Source organism: Bacteroides neonati (assembly GCF_000499785.1).
Taxonomy (GTDB): Bacteria; Bacteroidota; Bacteroidia; order Bacteroidales; family Bacteroidaceae; genus Bacteroides; species Bacteroides neonati.
Window position 1 is genome coordinate 1,048,364 of sequence record NZ_HG726020.1, and the last position, 19,077, is coordinate 1,067,440.

Below are 19,077 nucleotides of genomic sequence, written 5' to 3' on the forward strand. Positions count from 1 at the left end.
GTTAATGCCCCAGCAGCGCAGCAATCACGGGATTGACACTACCGGATATCATATCGCTGATCCACCAAGGGGCCATACCCAACCCTGCCACGCAGGCAATCAGGCAGATCACGGCTACGCGTTCGTCCCAAGTAGCATCGGTCAGTGCCAAATGGTGCTTGTTGGTACAAGTGCCGTAGAGAATCTTACCGACCAAACGCAGAATGTAAACCGCCGTAATCACGATCGAGGTGCAGGCAATCACCGTCAGTGTGCGGTGAAATACATCGGGGTTCTCGAACGATCCGACGAAGATCGTCATCTCGGCAACGAATCCGCTCAACCCCGGCAGACCGAGGTTGGCCAAACCGGCAATCACGTAGCAGACACTCAGAAAGGGCATCACCTTCATCAGCCCGGACAGCTCGCGTACGTCACGCGTATGTGTGCGTCCGTAAATCATACCGATCAGGGCAAAGAAGAGAGCCGTCATCAGTCCGTGGCTCAACATTTGCAATACGGCACCGGTAGCGGCCGTACGGGTCATCATCAAGATGGCAAAAAGCACCAGTCCGCAGTGGCTCACCGAGGAGTAGGCGTTGATGTACTTCAGGTCGGTTTGCACACAGGCCGAGAAGGCTCCGTACACCACAGAGATACCGGTTAGGATGAGGAATATCCACGACAGCTCTTGTGCCGCTTCGGGCATCAGGTACATCGCAATGCGGAAACAGCCGTATCCACCCAGTTTCATCAACACACCGGCATGGAGCATAGAGACAGCCGTCGGGGCCGAAGCATGACCGTCGGGGCTCCATGTGTGGAACGGGAACAGCGCGCCCAGCACGCCAAAACCCAAAAAGGTAAGCGGAAACCAAATGCACTGCTGCGCAAACGGAATGTTGTGCAGGGCGGCAATATCGAGCAGATTCATCGTCGTAGCTCCCGAACCGAAGTAGATGCCCAGAATACCGATCAGCAAGAAAGCCGAACCGCCCATCAGCATCAACGTCAGTTTCATCGCGGCATATTCCTTACGCCCCGATCCCCAAACGCCGATAAGCAGGTACATCGGTATCAACGCTATTTCGTAAAACATGAACATGGTAAAGAGATCGACAGAGATGAAGAAGCCGAAAACACCCATCGACAGCAGCGTAAACCACAAGAAGTACTCCTTCGTAAGCGGCTCTAAACGCCACGAAGCAAACGTTCCGGTGAAAACGATAACGGCCGAAAGCAGCAACATCGCCACCGAAATGCCGTCGACACCCACCGAATAAGCTATATGCAGCGGTTTATACCAAGGCAGATCGGCACGGAAAAGCATCTCGGCAGTATCTCCCGCTGCCCGCGCATCTATATAAAGGAAGGTGAGGGCTACGGAGAGGATCAGCAAAGCCGAAGCTCCGACAACCATCACAGATCTGATGGCTCGAATGCTGCGTGCCAACCAAAGCCCAACCAGCATTACAAGAGGAATCAGTACGAATAAGGATAAGAAGTTCATATCGTTAGTCATTATAAGATTAATAGAAGAATCAGTGCCAAGGCTCCACAAATAAACACGAAGGTGTATTGCTGTATCTGTCCGCTCTGCAAACCACGAATTTCATCACTCGTTGTATGCGTAGCCCAAGCCAGGAAGTTGAAGAAGCCGTCTACCACGTTGCGGTCGAACCAAGCTATCGGTGCGCTGATACCGGCAAAGATAATGCGGTGCGTAACGAACAGATACACTTCGTCGATATAGAAACGGTGCGCAGCAGCACGGTGAAGCTTGGCAAAACGACGAGCCAGGTAGTTGGCGAACGTATGCTTGGCACCTCGGTACATCCACGTAGCCAAAGCAATGGAGAGAATAGCCACAATAACACTGGTAACGGCTACCGACAGGTCGAGGTGAATCGTATAATCGGTTCCGTTCGAGCTAACGAACCAACCGAAAGGAATGAATCCGGCCAGACACGTAACCAAAGCCAGCACAAGGAGCGGAATGGTCATCGTCAGCGGGCTTTCGTGAGGGTGGCTCGCGTGTGCAGCCGTATCGCCATGTGCCGTGGCAACAGCTGCATGGGTATCGCCTGCCGAAGCTCGCCCGGCCGGCGAGGCCGACCAGAAAATGCGGTAATAGAGACGGAACATATAGAAAGCCGTCATTGCTGCAATCACTGTCATCACAGCACCCATCACAGGGCTGTATTCGTAGCAAGCCGTCAGAATCTCGTCTTTAGAGAAAAATCCCGAGAACGGGGGAATACCCGCAATGGCCAAACAGGCAATGAGAAAGGTGATGTGCGTAATGGGCATGTACTTCCGTAAACCACCCATGTGCTCCATCTCGTTCGAATGTACGGCATGAATAATGCTACCGGCACCCAAAAAGAGCAAAGCCTTGAACATGGCATGCGTAAACAGGTGAAACATAGAAGCCATATAGCCCAAACCACCGTGATGCGGATCGGTCGAGGTACAAACACCCAACGCCACCATCATAAAGCCGATTTGCGAAATGGTAGAAAAAGCAAGCACTCTTTTGATATCGGTTTGCACACAAGCAATGCTAGCGGCAAAGAAAGCGGTGAAGGCACCTACCCAACCGATGAGTTCCAACACATTCGGCGCATAGGCGATGAACAGCGGAAACATACGTGCCACCAGATACACACCGGCAACTACCATCGTAGCCGCATGGATCAAGGCCGACACAGGCGTGGGACCTTCCATGGCATCGGGCAACCAAATGTGCAGCGGAAACATGGCACTCTTTCCGGCACCACCGATAAACATCAACCCCAATGCCAACGGCATCATGGCTGCGCCTCCGGTAAGCAGCGACATGGAATCGGGTTCGAAACCAAAAGTTCCCCCGTAATATCCGTAAATAAGGATACCGATAAGAAAGCCCAAGTCGGCAAAACGAGTCACGATGAATGCTTTCTTAGAAGCCGCCACCGCTGCCGGACGAGTATAATAGAAACCGATCAGCAGGTACGAAGACACACCGACCAACTCCCAGAAAAGATACATCTGGAAAATGTTTGTAGCAACCACCAAGCCGAGCATCGACATGGAGAAAAGCGACAAAAAGGCGTAATAACGCTGAAAGCCGCGCTCTCCTTTCATGTATCCCAACGAGTACAAATGCACCATCAGCGACACGGTAGAAATAACGACCAGCATCATCACCGCAATAGGATCGAGGCGGATACCCAGATCGATGTGCAGCGACTCGGTCAACGGCAGCCACGTCATATTATAAGGAGTCAGCGTTTGCCAAGCACCATCGGCTCCGCGTGGTGCAGTAAAATAGAGTACGGCAGTGAGATAGGAAAGTACGGTAACAACGGCCATAGCCAAAGTACCCGTAACTCCTGCTGCACGATGCGACATCCACTTACCACCCAGCCCCAACAAAAGGAATGTAGCGAGTGGAAGTAAGAGAATCAAGATTGTATAGTCCATAACTGTTCTTTTTTAGTATTTCATTTCGTCGAGCTGTTTCACTTGTATCGACCGTATATTGCGGTAGATATTGATCATGATCGCGATAGCCACAGCCGTCTCTGCCGCCGAAATGGCAATGGAGAAGAGGGCGAAGAAGTATCCTTCCATCCCATCGGGAAAGAGGAAACGGTTGAACACGGCAAAGTTAATATCGGTGGCATTCAGCATCAGCTCAATACAAATGAGGATGCCCAACGTATTGTGTCGTGTAAAGAATCCGTAAATGCCGGCGAACATCATAATGGTCGAAACCACCAGGTAATATTCCATATGTATCATAGGGCAAAAATAGTTAGATGAATAATTAGAAATAAAATCATCGCTTACGGGCAATCATTAAACCACCAACGATACAGGCCAGCAACAAGATACTCACTACCTCGAAAGGAAGGATATAGCCGTATTTATCGGCTGAAAGCAGCGCATAGCCAATCGATTTAATGTTCTTCTCGAGCGGTTCCAGATTGGGAGTCGCCACAAAACGGTGAGTCAGTGTGATAAACAACACGATGGCTGCACCGCCCACAGTGGCTATAAGACCTGCCAACAGTTTACCTCCGCGCGGGAAGGATAAACGCCTGTCGCCCTCGCCACTGGTAAGCAGGATGGAGAATACGTATAGCACCACGATACCCCCTGCATAAACCATAATCTGCACAGAACCGAGAAAGGTATAACCCAATAAAAAATAAATGCCGGCGGTACCGAATAGTACCATCAATAAGTAAGTGGCCGAGCGGACAATGCGACGAGTCGTCACAGTCAGGATGGACATCACTGTAATGAAAGCGGCCAGAAAGTAGAATACTACTGTTTCGAGTGTAAATTCCATATCGTTATTCTTTTGTCTTTTCGATGACTTTACTACCGGCGTGGTTAAGCGTCAGTACGAGTTTCTCTCTATTGAACACAGCATGCTCGAAGTTCTGATCGAACGTAATGGCGTCGTGCGGACAAGCATTGACGCAAAGCTGACAGAACATGCACGAGCCCAAATCATAGTGGTATCGGGCAAGTATCTTTTTCTTTTTGCCCTCGTCCGTTTCGATCGTTTCGGTTTCAATGGCAATCGTATCATTGGGACAAGCATTCTGACAGAGTCCGCAGGCAATACAATGATGCTGGTTTTGCTCGTTATGAGGCATGGTAAGCGTTCCGCGAAAACGATCGAACATCACTAGTTCGGCTCTGTTCTCGGGGTATTGCTCGGTAGTCTTTTTGCGAAAGTAAACGGTGATGGTGGTCTTCATTCCAGTCATCAGTGAGCCAATGCCCTGCAAAAGACCGCCTAAGTAAGAGTTATTGTTCATATTATCTATATTTTATATTAGCACTTAGAAATGCCATCCGAACACCACCATCAGTGTCATCACTAATAGGTTTACCAATGAAATCGGTACCAGGTATTTCCATTCCAGCGTTAAGATCTGGTCAATTCGCAAACGGGGGAAAGTCCACTTAATCCACATCAGCAAGAAAACTACAAAGAAAGCCTTGCCAAAGAACCAAACGAAACCGGGAATATAATCCATCACTGCATTAAACCCGTCGAGACCGCCGATATGCAAAGGCATCCATCCTCCGAGAAAAACAGTAGCAGCTACAGAAGCTACGATAAAGAGGTTCAGGTATTCGGCCAAGTAGAAGAATCCGAAGTGCATACCCGAATATTCGGTATGATAACCGGCGGTAAGCTCACTCTCGGCTTCGGGAAGGTCGAAAGGACCACGGTTACATTCGGCATTACCGGCTATGAGATAGATCACAAAAGCAATCAGCACGGGGATATGCCCACGAAAAATATTCCATCCGGCAGCCTGACCTTCGACTATTTCCGAGAACTGCATCGTACCCATGAAAACAACCATTGTCAGGATGCTGATACCCACCGAGAGTTCGTAGCTGATGATTTGTGCACCGCTTCGCATGGCACCAATCAACGAGAATTTGTTGTTAGATCCCCATCCGGCCAACAAAATACCGACTACACCAATGCTTGAGGCAGCCAACAGAAAGAAAATACCGACATTAAAATCGAGTACTCCCATTCCTTTATTAATAGGAATACAGGCAAACGTGAGCATCGAGGCCAGAATCACCATGAAAGGTGCCAGCTCGTAAAGGAATCGATCGGAGTGCTTAAGGGTGATAATCTCTTTGGTGAGCATCTTAAACACGTCGGCAACCACTTGAATGCTACCGTAGGGACCTACACGCATCGGGCCGAGACGACATTGAAAGAAGCCGCATACCTTGCGCTCCATATATATCAGGATGATGGCCAGTATAGCATACATTAAGATAATGCATACACCTATCACCACACATTCGATGAATACAGCCAACCCTTCGGACATCACCGAGGTGAGGAGGGTGTGTATCCAGTTTGTTACAATACTAAAGTCAAACATAATCTTATCTATCAATATCCGGTACTACATAATCCAATGTTCCGCCGATGGCAATTAAATCGGCAATCTTCGCTCCGCGACAAATGGTATCGACCACCGACACCAACGGCAAACCGGTTGAGCGGTAATGCAATCGGTAAGGGGTTTTATCACCGTGACTTTCGAGGTATACTCCAAACTCACCGCGGCTACCTTCGACAGCAGCATAATAAGCACCTTCGGGAACGCGAATGATGGGCTTCATCTTCTCCTGCGTAGCACCCTCGGGGATATTGTCTATCAATTGTTCGATGATGTGGAGCGATTCGAGAATTTCATCCATACGCACCATGTAGCGGGCAAAGGAGTCGCCTTCGGTGTAAAGCACCTGACGGAAATCGACTTTATCATACACACCGTAAGGCATTCGTTTGCGCACATCGCAAGCCCAGCCCGAAGCACGCCCCGTACCACCGGTAGCACCGAAGGCAATCGCGTCTTCGCGAGTCAGCACACCCACACCTTTGAGACGTTGCTGCGCAATAATGTTTCCAGTAAATACCTCGTGATACTCGTGAATGATTCCACGCATATAAGGAATAAACTCTTTGACTCTTCGTTGAAAATTAGGATGCAAGTCGGCTTGTACGCCACCAATCGTATTGTAGTTCATGATCAAGCGGCCGCCACAGGTTTCTTCAAAGATATCAAGAATCTTTTCGCGGTCACGGAATCCATAGAAAAAAGCGGTAAGAGCACCCAAGTCCATACAGAGACAAGAGTAGAAGAGCAAGTGCGAATCGATACGCTGAAGTTCGTCCATAATGGTACGAATGGTCTTCACCCGGTCGCTTACTTCGACTCCCATGGCTTGTTCGATACACATGCAAAGAGCGTGCCTGTTTTGTTGGGCACCCAGGTAATCGAGCCGGTCGGTCAATGCCAGTGTTTGAGGATAGGTCAGACTCTCGTTCATCTTCTCAATGCCTCTGTGAATATAGCCACAGTTAGCATCAATCTTCTTGATGTTCTCTCCTTCGAGAGAGACACGGAAACGAAGCACACCGTGCGTAGCCGGATGCTGCGGGCCAATATTCACCACATACTCGCGGTCATCGAAAATAACACTCTCCGTATTGACCGTTTCTCCCTCCTTGTCCAGACCGATTTCGGTCGTTGTATCGATAGTCTCTTCGTTATCCATTCGGAGCGGATTATTCGCTTCGGGATCGTCGTCCTTGCGAAGCGGATAGCCTACCCAATCGTTGCGCAGGTAAAGACGACGCATATCCGGATGCCCATTGAAGCGAATACCAAAGAAATCGTATACCTCCCGTTCGTTCATCTCGGCTGCTTTCCAAAGATCGGAAACGGAGGGAAGTTCGGGATTCTCACGATTAAGGGTAGCCGTACGTAACGCCATACGTTCGCCTGTTACCGTCGATTCAAGATGATAAACCACACCTAATCCACGAGCGGTGTCGGGTTCATCTTTCTCATCTGTCACGCCCCAGTCCATTCCGGTAAGACTTTCGAGAAAGTCCATTTTGCGGTCGTTGCGCAGACGTAGCATTTCGTCATGCAGTTCCTCGGGTGCAATGTATTGTATTTCCTTCATAATTATCTTTTTATTTCATCGCTTGTTGAAGCCTCTCCTTGCGGAAGTGCCTCTTTTTTGTTCACTCCTCCAAAGAACTTCTCTATCTTCACTTTGCGTTGTAGTTGCATAAGTCCATAGTAGAAAGCTTCCGGACGTGGAGGACAACCGGGAATATAGACATCGACCGGCAGAATTTTGTCCACTCCGTTGAGCACGTGATAAGACTTTTTAAAGGGGCCGCCACTTACGGCACATCCGCCTACGGCCACCACATATTTAGGGTCGGCCATCTGGTCGTAAAGCCTCTTCAGTACCGGAGCCATTTTATTGGTTATCGTTCCGCAAACCATAATCATATCGGCTTGTCGCGGACTGGCACGTGCTACTTCAAACCCAAAGCGGGCCATATCATAGCGGGCGGCACCTAAAGCCATAAACTCGATACCACAACAACTGGTAGCAAACGTTAACGGCCAAAGCGAGTTACTGCGCCCCCAGTTGATAAGATCGTCCAGCACGGCAAGAGCAACATTTGCTCCCCCTTCATTTAACTCCTGAATCATCTTTTCGAGTGATTCGTTGTCGACAAACTCCTCATAAGGAATCGACTTAATAACGGGTTTCTTTATCATTTCCATTCCAAAGCTCCTTTCCGCCAAGCATAAGCCAAGCCCAGCACCAATACGATCAGGAAGAAAAGTACATTCACCAAGGCCTGTACCCCTAAATCACGAACAACGACTGCCCAGGGAAATAGGAATACCGTTTCTACGTCGAACATCAGAAACAGAATGGCAAACAAGTAGTATCCTACACGGAACTGCATCCACGATTTACCACGAGTAGGAATACCACATTCGTAAGTTTCAGCTTTTTGCAGATTGTACGAGCGCGGTGAGATAGCTTTAGAAAGAGCTATCACAATGCCGACAAATGCAATTGCCGTTAACAGAACAACAATTAACAATGTAAAATTCATAATTCAATATCGTTTAGATTGAATATTAAGGATAAACAACAGTGCCCTACTCCTCTGAGCAGAAAACACGTGTGTTATATAAAAATCAGATATAATTACGAGACGTGACTATACAACAATCTTCCTAAGCCCATATATATAATAGGCTATAGGATTAGATAAACCATATATTGGTAGATTTAATGCGTCGTAAAGATAAAAAGGATTCACTGCCTTATGTTCGCGAAAGCGAGAGAAAAGTCGTAACAGACATTTGTCGGCAGGAATGTGCAATACATTGGAGTGCCCTTGTTCGCAGGGCGTATTAAGATAGTAAATTTGAAACCGTTCGAAATTATGAGTAGAATGAGCTTGCGAAAAGAAATACTCTCCATGGCTATCGTCAACAGGTGTGTCAATTACTCCTGCCGCCTTCATCGTCACCGAAGAAAGCAGCAAAATAAATGCCACTAACAGTCCATATTTTAAGTATTGTTTCATCATTCACCATTAATCGGTGCAAATATAGAACTTAAATTCATTCTTTTTGCAATCTGGGGGTAACAAAAAAATATTTTTTAGCACAACACTAGCTCTTCTTCCAAAAATCTGAGCTAAACAGGAGTAATACCGTAAAAATCTCCAAACGCCCTAATAGCATCAAAAAAGAGAGCAACCATTTACTTGAATCGGGCAGTGCATTCCAAGAATAGGCAGGTCCGCAAAGACCAAGCCCGGGACCCATATTTCCGATACTGGAGATAACGGTTCCGATAGATTCGGTTAACCCCACACCCATTCCCATCATTAATAAAATACTAATAATAATGATTACAGCATACAGAAAAGTAAAAGCCAATACTGTAGATTTTATAGAAGGCGAGATTACTTGCTTATTGACACGTACAGGCAGTACGGCATTGGGGTGAGTAATATGTTTGAACTCATTCCGTGCTACTTTGGCCAGTATGACCATACGAATACATTTCAATCCGCCGGTCGTACTTCCGGCACAGGCTCCCATAATCATGATAACAGTTAGTGTTCCCCAAAGCATCGGAGCCCAGGTCATATAATCGGCGGTAGCAAAACCGGTCGAGGTATGCAGGGATACAACCTGAAAGAGCGATTTACGAAACGCCTCCTCGGTACCCATCGAACTGGTGTAGTATAAGACTACGGCAATAAAAGCGGTAAAGCCAAGAACCGAATAGAAATACCATTTCAACTCAACGTCGTGAATCAACTTGCGAAACTTACCACTTACAAACAGAAGCAATAACGTAAAGTTAACCCCCGAAAGAAACATAAAGGTAGAGATGACATATTCTATATAGGGTGAGTTATAATAAGCAATACTGGCTTGTTTGGTAGAATACCCCCCGGTACCGGCTGTCGTGAACGAATGGCACACACTATCAAACAAACTCATGCCTCCGCAAAGCAACAAAATCGTTTCGAGAAGTGTTAGTCCGGTGTAAACACTCCAAATCCATTTGGCAGTAACACCAATACGAGGGTGCACTTTATCATAGGTAGGTCCACTTGTTTCGGCGGCAAACACCTGAATACCCCCTACACCAAAGATAGGAAGTACGGCAATGGTAAAAAACACAATACCCAGACCACCAATCCATTGCGTCATGCTTCGCCAAAAAAGCAAACCATGCGGAAGCGATTCGATATCATCAAGAATAGTAGCACCGGTACTACTAAACCCGGACATTGTTTCAAAAAAAGCATTCGTAATACTCGGTATGTGGCCACTGATATAAAAAGGTAGCATACCGAAAGCAGAGAAAGTGACCCAAGCAACGCTTACAATCACATAACCGTCACGCCGTCCCAATCTCTTTTCAGCCCTGTGTCCGATGGCAAGCAATGCCATTCCCACAACTGTAGTGAGCAAAGCGGAAACCAGAAAGCTCCATAAATCGTGTTCTCCATATATCAACGAAATGCCCGAACAACAGAGAAACAGGCATGTTTCAATTAATAATAGAAAACCGATAATACGGATTATCAACTTCGAGTTTATCATTTCAATTAAAGTACTTTTCTATCTTTTTAATCATCATATTCAAGCAAAACACCACAACATGATCACCTGCTTTCACCAATGTTTCGCCGGTTACCAGCATACCTTCGCCATTGCGTATCAATCCGCCAATCGTGGTTCCTTTCGGTAGACCGATATCTTTGATCAGAGATCTCGTTATCTTTGAATCGGCCTTTACGGTAAACTCGGCAACATCGGCATTGGCAAACGTAAGGCATTTTACATTCGAGACATCGGCATCCAACATCATTTGATAAATATGGCTGGCCGCAATCATCTTTTTATTAATGACTGTACCAATATCCAAACTCTCGGCCATACTGATGTAGTCAATGTTCTCTACCTCGGCTACCGTTTTATCGACTCCCATACGTTTGGCAGCCAAACAAGCCAATATATTGGTTTCCGAATTACCCGTCAACGCCACAAATGCTTCGGTATTGCGCAACCCTTCTTCTAAAAGCAGGTCCATATCGCGCCCATCACCATTAATAATCATTGTTTTATCATCGAGCAGCTCGGTCAGTCGATTGCATCGACTGATACTGTTCTCTACTATTTTCACCTGCATATAGTCGGGAACGTACTGAGCGGTACGCACCGCAATACGGCTTCCCCCCATAATCATCACATTGCGTACATCTGCATAGTCCTCTTTGCCGGCTATTTTGCGTACGTACGGAATGTATTTGCGGGTAGTGGTAAAATAAACAATATCGTGTAACTTAATCGTATCATCGCCTCGCGGAATAATGGTTTCTGTTCCGCGCTTGATCGCTACTACATGATAGGGTATGTCGGGTGCCCCCAACTCAGAAAGTGTTATGTTCAGGATCTCTGCTTTCTCGCGCATCTTGGTTCCGATCAGAATCAGTGCGCCGCCACAAAACTCCCACCATTGCCGAACCCAGCTCATACGCATGGAGGAGACAATCTCTTTGGCCGCCAACATTTCCGGGTAAATAAGTGAGTTTACCCCCAGCTTCATGAAAAACTCTTTGTTCTTGGGCAAAAGGTACTCGTAGTTATCGATACGGGCAACTGTCTTTTTAGCCCCTAAGTTGGATGCGAGCATACAGGCAGTCATGTTACGACTCTCATCGGGAGTTACGGCTATAAACAGATCGGCCTCCTTTACACCTACCTCTTTTAACCCCGAAATGGAAGAGGGTGAAACCGGGACGGTCATTAAATCAAAATTAGAACTAAGGGTACTTAGTTTTTCTTCATCATCATCCATTAGGATGATATCTTGTTTCTCGCGAGATAGCAATTTAGCCAAGTGCGTACCAACAGCACCTGCACCTGCAATGATTATCTTCATTTTGAATCAATTACAAATTTCTTTATATATTCCTTCTTCGTCCATTCCACACAGTTCAAATAGCTGAGCTACTGTGCCGTGTTCGATAAACTGATCGGGGATTCCGATACGACGTATGTGCGGGTGGTATTCATGATCGGCCATAAATTCGAGCACAGCACTGCCCATCCCCCCTTTAATCACCCCATCCTCAATCGTGATTACATTCGTAAACGTACGACCGATTTCATGTAGTAAGGCTTCGTCAAGTGGTTTTATGAATCGAAGGTCATAGTGAGCGATAGACATCTCCTTATCCTTCTCGGCACGTGCAATGGCTTGTGCAGCCACTTTACCAATGGGACCAATCGTTATTACAGCCAGATCGGTACCCTCTTTTATCTTGCGTCCTGTTCCGACTTCTATTTCGGTAAGGGGACACTCCCAATCAGTTCGTGAACCACGTCCACGAGGATATCTAATCACAAAGGGGCCTTTATCGGGTAGTTGCGCCGTGTACATCAACCTACGAAGTTCATGCTCATCCATCGGCGAAGCAATAGTCAGGTTTGGTACAGAACGCAGATAAGCCATATCAAATACACCGTGATGGGTAGGGCCGTCTTCGCCTACCAAACCGGCACGATCCAGGCAGAACACCACCGGCAATCGTTGAATGGCTACGTCGTGTATCAAGTTGTCGTAGGCTCGCTGCATGAACGAAGAGTAAATGTTGCAGAAAGGCAGTAGACCGTCTTTTGCCATCCCTCCCGAGAAGGTAACCGCATGCCCTTCGGCTATTCCCACATCGAATGCACGATCGGGCATCCGATCCATCAACATATTCATCGAACACCCGGTTGGCATGGCAGGAGTAACGCCTACAATACGCTCATTCTTCTCGGCTAGTTCGACCAATGTATGTCCAAATACATCCTGAAAAAGAGGGGGTAATCCGTCGGTATTCACCACAAAACGTTTTCCCGTATTGGGGTCGAACTTTCCAGGTGCATGCCACAAGGTAGCATGTTTCTCTGCCGGTTCGAAACCTTTTCCTTTGATGGTATGCAGGTGCAGAATTTTAGGTCCTTTCATATCTTTAAGGTCACGCAGCACCCGGGCTATATTCATCACATTATGCCCATCGATGGGACCAAAATAACGAATATTCATCCCTTCAAAAATATTCTGTTGCTGAGCTGCGATAGACTTCAAGCTATTTCCAAAACGAATCAGTGCTTTGCGACGCTCTTCATTGAGAAGCCCCATTTTGAAAAGTATCCGGGATATTTTAAAACGCAACTGATTATAGCGGTTAGACGTAGTCAGATTAAACAGATATTGCTTCATTCCACCCACACTGCGGTCGATGGACATATCGTTATCATTCAATATAATCAGGAGATTATTAGGAGTAGCAGAGGCATTGTTCAGCCCTTCGAAAGCCAAACCTCCACTCATCGAGCCATCGCCTATTACAGCCACGACATGACGGTCGTGTTCATTCTTCATTTCGGCTGCTACCGCCATACCCAAAGCAGCCGAAATAGCATTCGAAGCATGGCCGCAAGTGAATGTATCGTAGTCGCTCTCTGCTGGTGAAGGAAAAGGACGGATACCTCCCAGTTTACGGTTGGTAGAAAAAGCCTCACGTCGTCCTGTCAATATCTTATGCCCGTAAGCCTGATGTCCTACATCCCAGACAATCCGGTCGTAAGGAGTGTTATATACGTAGTGTAATGCCACGGTTAGTTCTACAACCCCCAAACTGGCAGCAAAGTGCCCGGGATTGCAAGAGAGTTCTTTAATGATGTCTTGCCTCAACTCATCGCAAACCTCCGGAAGCTGTTCTACACTTAACCGGCGTAGGTCTTGAGGATAGTTTATTGTATTTAGCAAATTATAAGTGGATTCATTGTTCATGATTCGGGCAAATTTATGGCAAAAGTACGAAAAGAAAAGGATTATCCGAATTTTATCACTTGAAAGTTAACTATCAATATAGGCAGTACCCCATTTGAGCATATGCTATGATGACAACACATGACCAAACGAGGCACTGAAAAGAGAAGGTAGATCACCAGCCTACCCATGAAATCAGGAGCTTCGCAAATAGCTTATTTAAAGACCTGTTTCATCGGCCTTCCGATCCATACTTGTGGTTGTTTAAGAGCGAAGATAGAGGCAATGGTCGAAGCAACATCAAACTGCATCATGCTTTCGTCAAAACATAGTCCTTTTTTAATATTCTTTCCACTGATAATAAAAGGTGTCTCCATCTCTTCCATGGTTTTGCCACCATGTCCCTTTTTGATACCGCCATGATCGGAGGTAACAATAAAGATGGTTTGATCCAGCATACCGGCTTCTTCCACTGCTTTTATAATTTGTCCGATGTACTCATCCAGCTCTTCTAGTTTTGCATAATAAGCAGGCGTATCATGCCCGTCGACATGACCTGTATGATCAGGACTATCGAAAATAAATCCGGCTAAAACAGGCTTTTTTTCTTTGATGTATTGAGAAGCCATTTCGCTCATCGCCTTCGGATACTTATTGTAATCGGGCACCTGTTGCTGATAACTCATTGCAAGCGAATCAATCAGATACTTAATTCCACCCCACTCGTACAAACATCCTATTTCGACCTTGGGAGAGCTTTCTCGAAGCAATTGAAAGACGGTTGGGAAGATACCATGTGCATTCAGTTCACGAGAAGGCAGCTCGGGCGTTTTAGATCCCCAGTCGGTATATCCATGCAATTCAGGACCGGCTCCCATAAACATAGAGGCCCAGTTCACCGCACTCGAAGAAGGAAGTACACTTCGCTTCTTTAATGTATAAGCACCTTCTTTCATCAATTTCTTTACATGTGGCATATTGGCTTTTTCAACGCTGTAAGAACCCCAGCCATCCAATCCGATAAGAATAACATGTTCCGCCTTCCATTTCGCTGCAAAGCCGGTAGACGGCATCATAAAAAGAGTAAGTACTGCCAGTGTCCATTGTAAAATTTGTTGTTTCATTGTAAACGATTATTTAGATTAAAAACGATGTATTACATTTAAAAATTCACTTTCTCATAAGCTATTCAGTCTTACGTTGAAAATCGCAAAAGTATATAGAAATGATCAGCTAATCTAATAGAATTTCTGCATTTTGTAGTATTTTCGCTTATTTGCATTATTTATCTATAGAAATCAACCTCATTTTTAAAAATAAATGATAATTTTGTCTTCGCCAATAAATCTAGCTATTCACTACCATTAATATAAAATAGTATGATTAACACAGAGCTATTCAAGGAAGTATCGCCATTATCACCCAAAGATTGCTTTATATTGATAGAAAGACAAAAGAGTAATTTCAACTTTCCCATCCATATACACCCGGAGTTTGAGCTTAATTATATAGAAAATGGCAAAGGTGCTCAACGAATCGTAGGTGATTCGATGGAGGAGATTGACGACGAAGAGTTAGTATTAATTACCAATCCAAGGCTGGAGCATGCTTGGATCGATCATCATTGTCAATCGCAAAACATTCACGAAATTACGATTCAATTTCACCCACACCTACTTTCTGATGAGTTTCTGAACAAGAATCAACTCATCAGTGTGCAGCAATTATTCCAACAGGCCGAAAATGGCATTGTATTCAGTCGGGAAACAATTTCGAAGGTACGACCCTTACTAAAAACACTCACCTGCGAAAACGATAGCTTTTACTCTTTGATAAAGTTGATGATTATTCTACACGAATTATCCATCGATAAAGAAATGCGTCAACTATCCAGTTATCTATTTTCGAACAATGCACAGGAATCGGGCAGTAACAACCTTAAATTAAATAAGGTAATGAACTATCTCCAAAAGAATTACTCTGAAACCATCCGGCTGTCCGATGTAGCCGATATGATCAATATGAGCGAAGCCTCTTTCTGCCGGTTCATCAAGCAACACACATCCAAAAGTTTTGTGGATCTCTTAACAGACATGCGTCTGGGCATTGCCACCCGCTCACTGATTGACTCACCGCTCAGTATTGCCGAAATTGGTTATAGCTGTGGATTTAATAATTTGTCGAACTTCAACCGTACCTTCAAAAAAAAGAAGGGAGTTACTCCTACCGAGTTTCGCGATAATTACCGAAAGAAAAAAACGATTATTTAAATACCTCCGCCTGCGTATTCTGATACGCGTGCTTAATCGTAGCTGCATCAAAGGGCAAAGAAGTTGCCGACAGTTCGGGTATGTTGTACGATTTAAAAGTATAGTCATAGTATTCGGGGTCTTTTTGTGGCAATACAAAGGGTTTATGTGTATTGCCTTGCTTATCGACATAAGAGAAATAAGGCTTCCCGTATTGTCCGTCTCCGCGCTTACTTGCAAAGACAAACCAACGACTACCCGAAGCCCAACTATGGTAGGTATCCGAACGATCGGAGTTTACTTGTTTCAAAGCGTCTATTATTCCGGTTTGCAAATCAAGTAAACGTAAGTCCGTTTCCTGATGCCAGATGGGGAACGTGCCATAGTCGGCTACGGTGAAAAGCATATAACGACCATCGGGAGATACCTTGGGGAAACAAACAGAACCTGCCTGTTTATTCGCATCCCAGATCGTATCGATCCGATTTCCCCATCTACCTGCTTCCGCATCAAAGCCAATGCGGCAAAGTGAATAGCGAAGCTGCTTCACACTATCCGGCAAGACAACCATTGGTGCGGCACAATAATAGATAAACCGACCGTCTGCCGAGAAAGTAGGAAAAGTTTCAAGAATGTCCTTACGACTAACCAAGGAGGAGGTAATCATACGATTGTTATCGAAGTCGGCTACAGCAAGATCTGATTTGGTATCAAACACTTCTAAACGACGGTTGTTTAGTGCATGGAAAGCGGGTATGATACTATTAGATGAAAACACGCCATACCGTCCGGAAGGATGAAAATCGCCATAGACAGCCGATGATACCATCGAATCATTTTTCAGTACCAACTTACGCAATTTCCCATTTCGATTCAAAATCGTTCCTCCATTCTTACCGCGCAAATGAAAAAAGGAGAGCTTACCGCTTTGCTGTCCATATATGTGGCAATTCATGCAATTACCCTCTGTCAGGTTATTATCAGCAATCACCCTTTCATCGAAGTTCTCCAAATTCCGTTCACACAGCTGCAAGGCATTCCAAACTTCATAACCCGGTTCAATCAACCGATAACTCATATAGCCATCAATCGCTTCGGGAGCTATCCTCCAAGAAAACGGAGCATACTGCAACCATTGTCCTTTTACCAATGCCACTACATTGACCGTCAACATTTCACCTTTCTCTGCCTCCAACAGCCTTTTCCATTTTTTTATCGAGAAGCAAACTTTATAGTCACCTGTCTCTACCAGACTATCTTTGCGCCCGCAAACAGATACCCGATAAGCGGTAGCCTCATTCGTTAACATAAAGTTAAGCGGTGCGATATTATAGGGTATGGTTACGTCTCTGTAATCGGGATATATCGGAGCCGCTTCATTTACAAGTTCTATTTGTTCGGGTCGCGGGGTACATGAGAATAAGCTCAACCCTAAAAGAGCAACAGTCACATATTTTTTTATTTTCATCTTCTTCTTTTTTTATTGAAATTGTGCATAATGATAATAGAACCAGTAAGTTTTTCCAAACTGACCACTCAATGCATCCGGATGACCACCAAACTGATTATGGAGGCGATTGTATTCATTAAAATCGATCACGACTTCGGGAGACATACCTGTCTTTTTCACTTCTTCGCCCATAGCCTGTTTCTTCATCAATTGAATAAGCAACGCCTCGGCATACAGTCTGCTTGGTTTTTCATGATAAAACTGTTGGTAATCTTTCGTAAAAGCAGGAAGATCTTTCATCAACAAATGAAAACAAAGTAGATAATCGCGAGCCATTCGATTCTCTGCATTTGCTTCGAGGAGCAAACGAAGAGATTTGGCTACATCCAACGAAGAAACGCGTAAGGTATCTTTTTCAGGAAGAAATGTCCGTTTCCAGTTAAGCCACTGCTTTACCTCGCTCGTTTGTTCGCCCGGCATACGATCTTTCGCCCATTGTTTGTAAGCCAATGTACGAGAGAGTGTCTTTAGGTATTTCTTTGCTGCCACCTCATCACCATTGATCAAATTTATTTCTGCCAATCGCTGAACCATACGAGCTCCTTTATGCTGTGGAGAAAAAATCATACTTAACATGGCAGCATGTTCTGCCATGGTCATATCTCCCAAATGGAACCAAACCTCATTCGCCAATTGAGTTGAGAAATATGTAGAAGACTCATCGATTGGAATAAACAATCCCAGACCCGCCGGTTGGTATTGATTCATCAACCGCCCCGACAAGTCTCCTTGCATGGCGTGTGCCAAGTTCGAACAAACCGAGGTCAAACTCATCCTCATATCAGGCTGTGCTAACTGTATAACCTTCTCCCAGTTTGCTGCATGTAACTCTATATTCATGCCCAATAAGCGTTCATGCATTAAATCGGGTTTACTCCACCATTCCGTTGCCGGATACTGATAAGCCTGAGGCAGTGTCAGCAAGTATGTATTACTTAGACACGCCGGAAGAGCCATACCCGCTACCAGCATCAAACCTGCCACCAAATATTGTTTCATGGGAGCCACGACCAGCAAGCAAGCAAAAAACAAAAAGACAAACACTCCATAACCAAACAAGACATAGCTCAGCACTACTCCTATCATGCCGCCACAAAGCAGTGCTCTTTTCCCCCTTAATTGTTTAAACAATAAAAAAAGAAAAAGACCACCGATCAATGAAACTGTGGACGAAAGCGGATAGGTTAGACTACAAAGACGCGCTCCCTCCCATCCGATCATTATTACCCCACCGACTAAAGCGATCCAAGGTTTCACCCACACACGAAACACCCAATAACCCGTACCACCCAGCAAGAGTAATAAGCTGGTAATAATGGCTGCACCTGCTCCGTTATAGTGAAAAAACTGGAGTAAAAAATCGCCTGATAAGCAAGATAAAACAGCCGGTTTCTCTATGTAAGAGAGTAATTGAAGAAGTGTGTAAGTAAATAAAGAAGTCTGCTCCCGATAAAGCAAATGATAAGAATAAGCAAGCTGAAAGAAGCCAAAACAAGCCAGCCCACAGAGTAATATCAATCCCCAAGTAAATATAGTAATGTTTTTCATTGAATCATCCGTCAAAAAGGTTTCTTGATACAAAGGTAAATAAAAAAGAGAAAACCGGTTAGTACTTTATCC

The 19,077-nt window shown here is 45.4% G+C and carries 17 protein-coding genes; 1 reads left to right on the forward strand and 16 read right to left on the reverse strand.

Features of this window, described 5'->3' with window-relative positions:
- Position 1: 1 nt before the first annotated feature.
- The 14 genes from TY03_RS07385 to TY03_RS07450 all read right to left on the reverse strand — a co-directional run bounded on the left by TY03_RS07385 (position 2) and on the right by TY03_RS07450 (position 14,774).
- Positions 2-1,489 carry a complex I subunit 4 family protein gene (locus TY03_RS07385; protein WP_042369289.1) on the reverse strand — a complete coding sequence of 496 codons (1,488 nt, stop codon included), beginning with the start codon at positions 1,487-1,489 and terminating at the stop codon, positions 2-4.
- A gap of 11 nt (positions 1,490-1,500) precedes the next feature.
- Entirely contained in the window at positions 1,501-3,444 is a 1,944-nt protein-coding gene (gene nuoL, locus TY03_RS07390; protein ID WP_042368654.1) for an NADH-quinone oxidoreductase subunit L, read from the reverse strand.
- 12 nt (positions 3,445-3,456) lie between these two features.
- Entirely contained in the window at positions 3,457-3,765 is a 309-nt protein-coding gene (gene nuoK / locus TY03_RS07395) for an NADH-quinone oxidoreductase subunit NuoK (RefSeq protein WP_042368656.1), read from the reverse strand.
- 37 nt (positions 3,766-3,802) lie between these two features.
- On the reverse strand, positions 3,803-4,318 hold the full coding sequence (locus TY03_RS07400) for an NADH-quinone oxidoreductase subunit J family protein (RefSeq protein ID WP_042368657.1): 516 nt from the start codon (positions 4,316-4,318) through the stop codon (positions 3,803-3,805).
- A gap of 4 nt (positions 4,319-4,322) precedes the next feature.
- Entirely contained in the window at positions 4,323-4,796 is a 474-nt protein-coding gene (locus TY03_RS07405; protein WP_042368659.1) for a 4Fe-4S binding protein, read from the reverse strand.
- A 24-nt stretch (positions 4,797-4,820) separates the two neighbouring features.
- Complete coding sequence (gene nuoH / locus TY03_RS07410; RefSeq protein WP_042369291.1) at positions 4,821-5,897, reverse strand: NADH-quinone oxidoreductase subunit NuoH; 1,077 nt, start codon at positions 5,895-5,897, stop codon at positions 4,821-4,823.
- Positions 5,898-5,901: 4 nt separating this feature from the next.
- The gene (locus TY03_RS07415) at positions 5,902-7,494 is read right to left on the reverse strand and encodes an NADH-quinone oxidoreductase subunit D (RefSeq protein WP_042368660.1); all 1,593 of its coding nucleotides are present in this window, start codon (positions 7,492-7,494) and stop codon (positions 5,902-5,904) included.
- A 2-nt stretch (positions 7,495-7,496) separates the two neighbouring features.
- Entirely contained in the window at positions 7,497-8,114 is a 618-nt protein-coding gene (locus TY03_RS07420; RefSeq protein ID WP_042368661.1) for an NADH-quinone oxidoreductase subunit B, read from the reverse strand.
- Positions 8,105-8,455, reverse strand: coding sequence for an NADH-quinone oxidoreductase subunit A (locus tag TY03_RS07425; protein WP_042368662.1), 351 nt, complete (start codon positions 8,453-8,455; stop codon positions 8,105-8,107). Before TY03_RS07425 ends, TY03_RS07420 begins: the two co-directional genes overlap by 10 nt.
- Before the next feature lie 108 nt (positions 8,456-8,563).
- Positions 8,564-8,935, reverse strand: coding sequence for a hypothetical protein (locus TY03_RS07430; RefSeq protein WP_042369293.1), 372 nt, complete (start codon positions 8,933-8,935; stop codon positions 8,564-8,566).
- Positions 8,936-9,023: 88 nt separating this feature from the next.
- A complete protein-coding gene (locus TY03_RS07435; protein WP_148335597.1) occupies positions 9,024-10,475 on the reverse strand; it encodes a TrkH family potassium uptake protein in 1,452 nt (483 codons plus the stop codon).
- 1 nt (position 10,476) lies between these two features.
- Positions 10,477-11,817 carry a Trk system potassium transporter TrkA gene (gene trkA, locus TY03_RS07440; RefSeq protein WP_042368663.1) on the reverse strand — a complete coding sequence of 447 codons (1,341 nt, stop codon included), beginning with the start codon at positions 11,815-11,817 and terminating at the stop codon, positions 10,477-10,479.
- A 6-nt stretch (positions 11,818-11,823) separates the two neighbouring features.
- Positions 11,824-13,719: a 1-deoxy-D-xylulose-5-phosphate synthase gene (gene dxs / locus TY03_RS07445; RefSeq protein ID WP_042368664.1), complete on the reverse strand. Its 1,896-nt coding sequence runs from the start codon at positions 13,717-13,719 to the stop codon at positions 11,824-11,826.
- Positions 13,720-13,913: 194 nt separating this feature from the next.
- Complete coding sequence (locus TY03_RS07450; RefSeq protein WP_230201952.1) at positions 13,914-14,774, reverse strand: alkaline phosphatase; 861 nt, start codon at positions 14,772-14,774, stop codon at positions 13,914-13,916.
- 303 nt (positions 14,775-15,077) lie between these two features.
- Here TY03_RS07450 and TY03_RS07455 point away from each other — a divergent pair, with 303 nt between their 5' ends.
- The gene (locus tag TY03_RS07455; protein ID WP_042368666.1) at positions 15,078-15,968 is read left to right on the forward strand and encodes an AraC family transcriptional regulator; all 891 of its coding nucleotides are present in this window, start codon (positions 15,078-15,080) and stop codon (positions 15,966-15,968) included.
- Here TY03_RS07455 and TY03_RS07460 read toward each other — a convergent pair.
- Together TY03_RS07460 and TY03_RS07465 are read right to left on the reverse strand one after the other, a co-directional pair.
- Complete coding sequence (locus TY03_RS07460) at positions 15,961-17,415, reverse strand: TolB family protein (RefSeq protein WP_042368667.1); 1,455 nt, start codon at positions 17,413-17,415, stop codon at positions 15,961-15,963. The genes TY03_RS07455 and TY03_RS07460 overlap by 8 nt on opposite strands.
- A 12-nt stretch (positions 17,416-17,427) precedes the next feature.
- Positions 17,428-19,005, reverse strand: a complete 1,578-nt coding sequence (locus TY03_RS07465) for a DUF6057 family protein (RefSeq protein WP_042368668.1) — start codon at positions 19,003-19,005, stop codon at positions 17,428-17,430.
- Positions 19,006-19,077: the final 72 nt, after the last annotated feature.

Excerpts from the sequence above, each read along its gene's own strand:
- TY03_RS07450 (WP_230201952.1), bottom strand. The coding sequence starts at position 14,774 with ATGATGCCGTCTACCGGCTTTGCAGCGAAATGGAAGGCGGAACATGTT.
- TY03_RS07420 (WP_042368661.1), bottom strand. The coding sequence starts at position 8,114 with ATGGAAATGATAAAGAAACCCGTTATTAAGTCGATTCCTTATGAGGAG.
- trkA (WP_042368663.1), bottom strand. The coding sequence starts at position 11,817 with ATGAAGATAATCATTGCAGGTGCAGGTGCTGTTGGTACGCACTTGGCT.
- TY03_RS07460 (WP_042368667.1), bottom strand. The coding sequence starts at position 17,415 with ATGAAAATAAAAAAATATGTGACTGTTGCTCTTTTAGGGTTGAGCTTA.
- TY03_RS07385 (WP_042369289.1), bottom strand. The coding sequence starts at position 1,489 with ATGAACTTCTTATCCTTATTCGTACTGATTCCTCTTGTAATGCTGGTT.
- TY03_RS07430 (WP_042369293.1), bottom strand. The coding sequence starts at position 8,935 with ATGAAACAATACTTAAAATATGGACTGTTAGTGGCATTTATTTTGCTG.
- nuoH (WP_042369291.1), bottom strand. The coding sequence starts at position 5,897 with ATGTTTGACTTTAGTATTGTAACAAACTGGATACACACCCTCCTCACC.
- TY03_RS07425 (WP_042368662.1), bottom strand. The coding sequence starts at position 8,455 with ATGAATTTTACATTGTTAATTGTTGTTCTGTTAACGGCAATTGCATTT.
- TY03_RS07455 (WP_042368666.1), top strand. The coding sequence starts at position 15,078 with ATGATTAACACAGAGCTATTCAAGGAAGTATCGCCATTATCACCCAAA.
- dxs (WP_042368664.1), bottom strand. The coding sequence starts at position 13,719 with ATGAACAATGAATCCACTTATAATTTGCTAAATACAATAAACTATCCT.
- TY03_RS07415 (WP_042368660.1), bottom strand. The coding sequence starts at position 7,494 with ATGAAGGAAATACAATACATTGCACCCGAGGAACTGCATGACGAAATG.
- TY03_RS07405 (WP_042368659.1), bottom strand. The coding sequence starts at position 4,796 with ATGAACAATAACTCTTACTTAGGCGGTCTTTTGCAGGGCATTGGCTCA.
- TY03_RS07400 (WP_042368657.1), bottom strand. The coding sequence starts at position 4,318 with ATGGAATTTACACTCGAAACAGTAGTATTCTACTTTCTGGCCGCTTTC.
- nuoK (WP_042368656.1), bottom strand. The coding sequence starts at position 3,765 with ATGATACATATGGAATATTACCTGGTGGTTTCGACCATTATGATGTTC.
- TY03_RS07435 (WP_148335597.1), bottom strand. The coding sequence starts at position 10,475 with ATGATAAACTCGAAGTTGATAATCCGTATTATCGGTTTTCTATTATTA.
- TY03_RS07465 (WP_042368668.1), bottom strand. The coding sequence starts at position 19,005 with ATGAAAAACATTACTATATTTACTTGGGGATTGATATTACTCTGTGGG.
- nuoL (WP_042368654.1), bottom strand. The coding sequence starts at position 3,444 with ATGGACTATACAATCTTGATTCTCTTACTTCCACTCGCTACATTCCTT.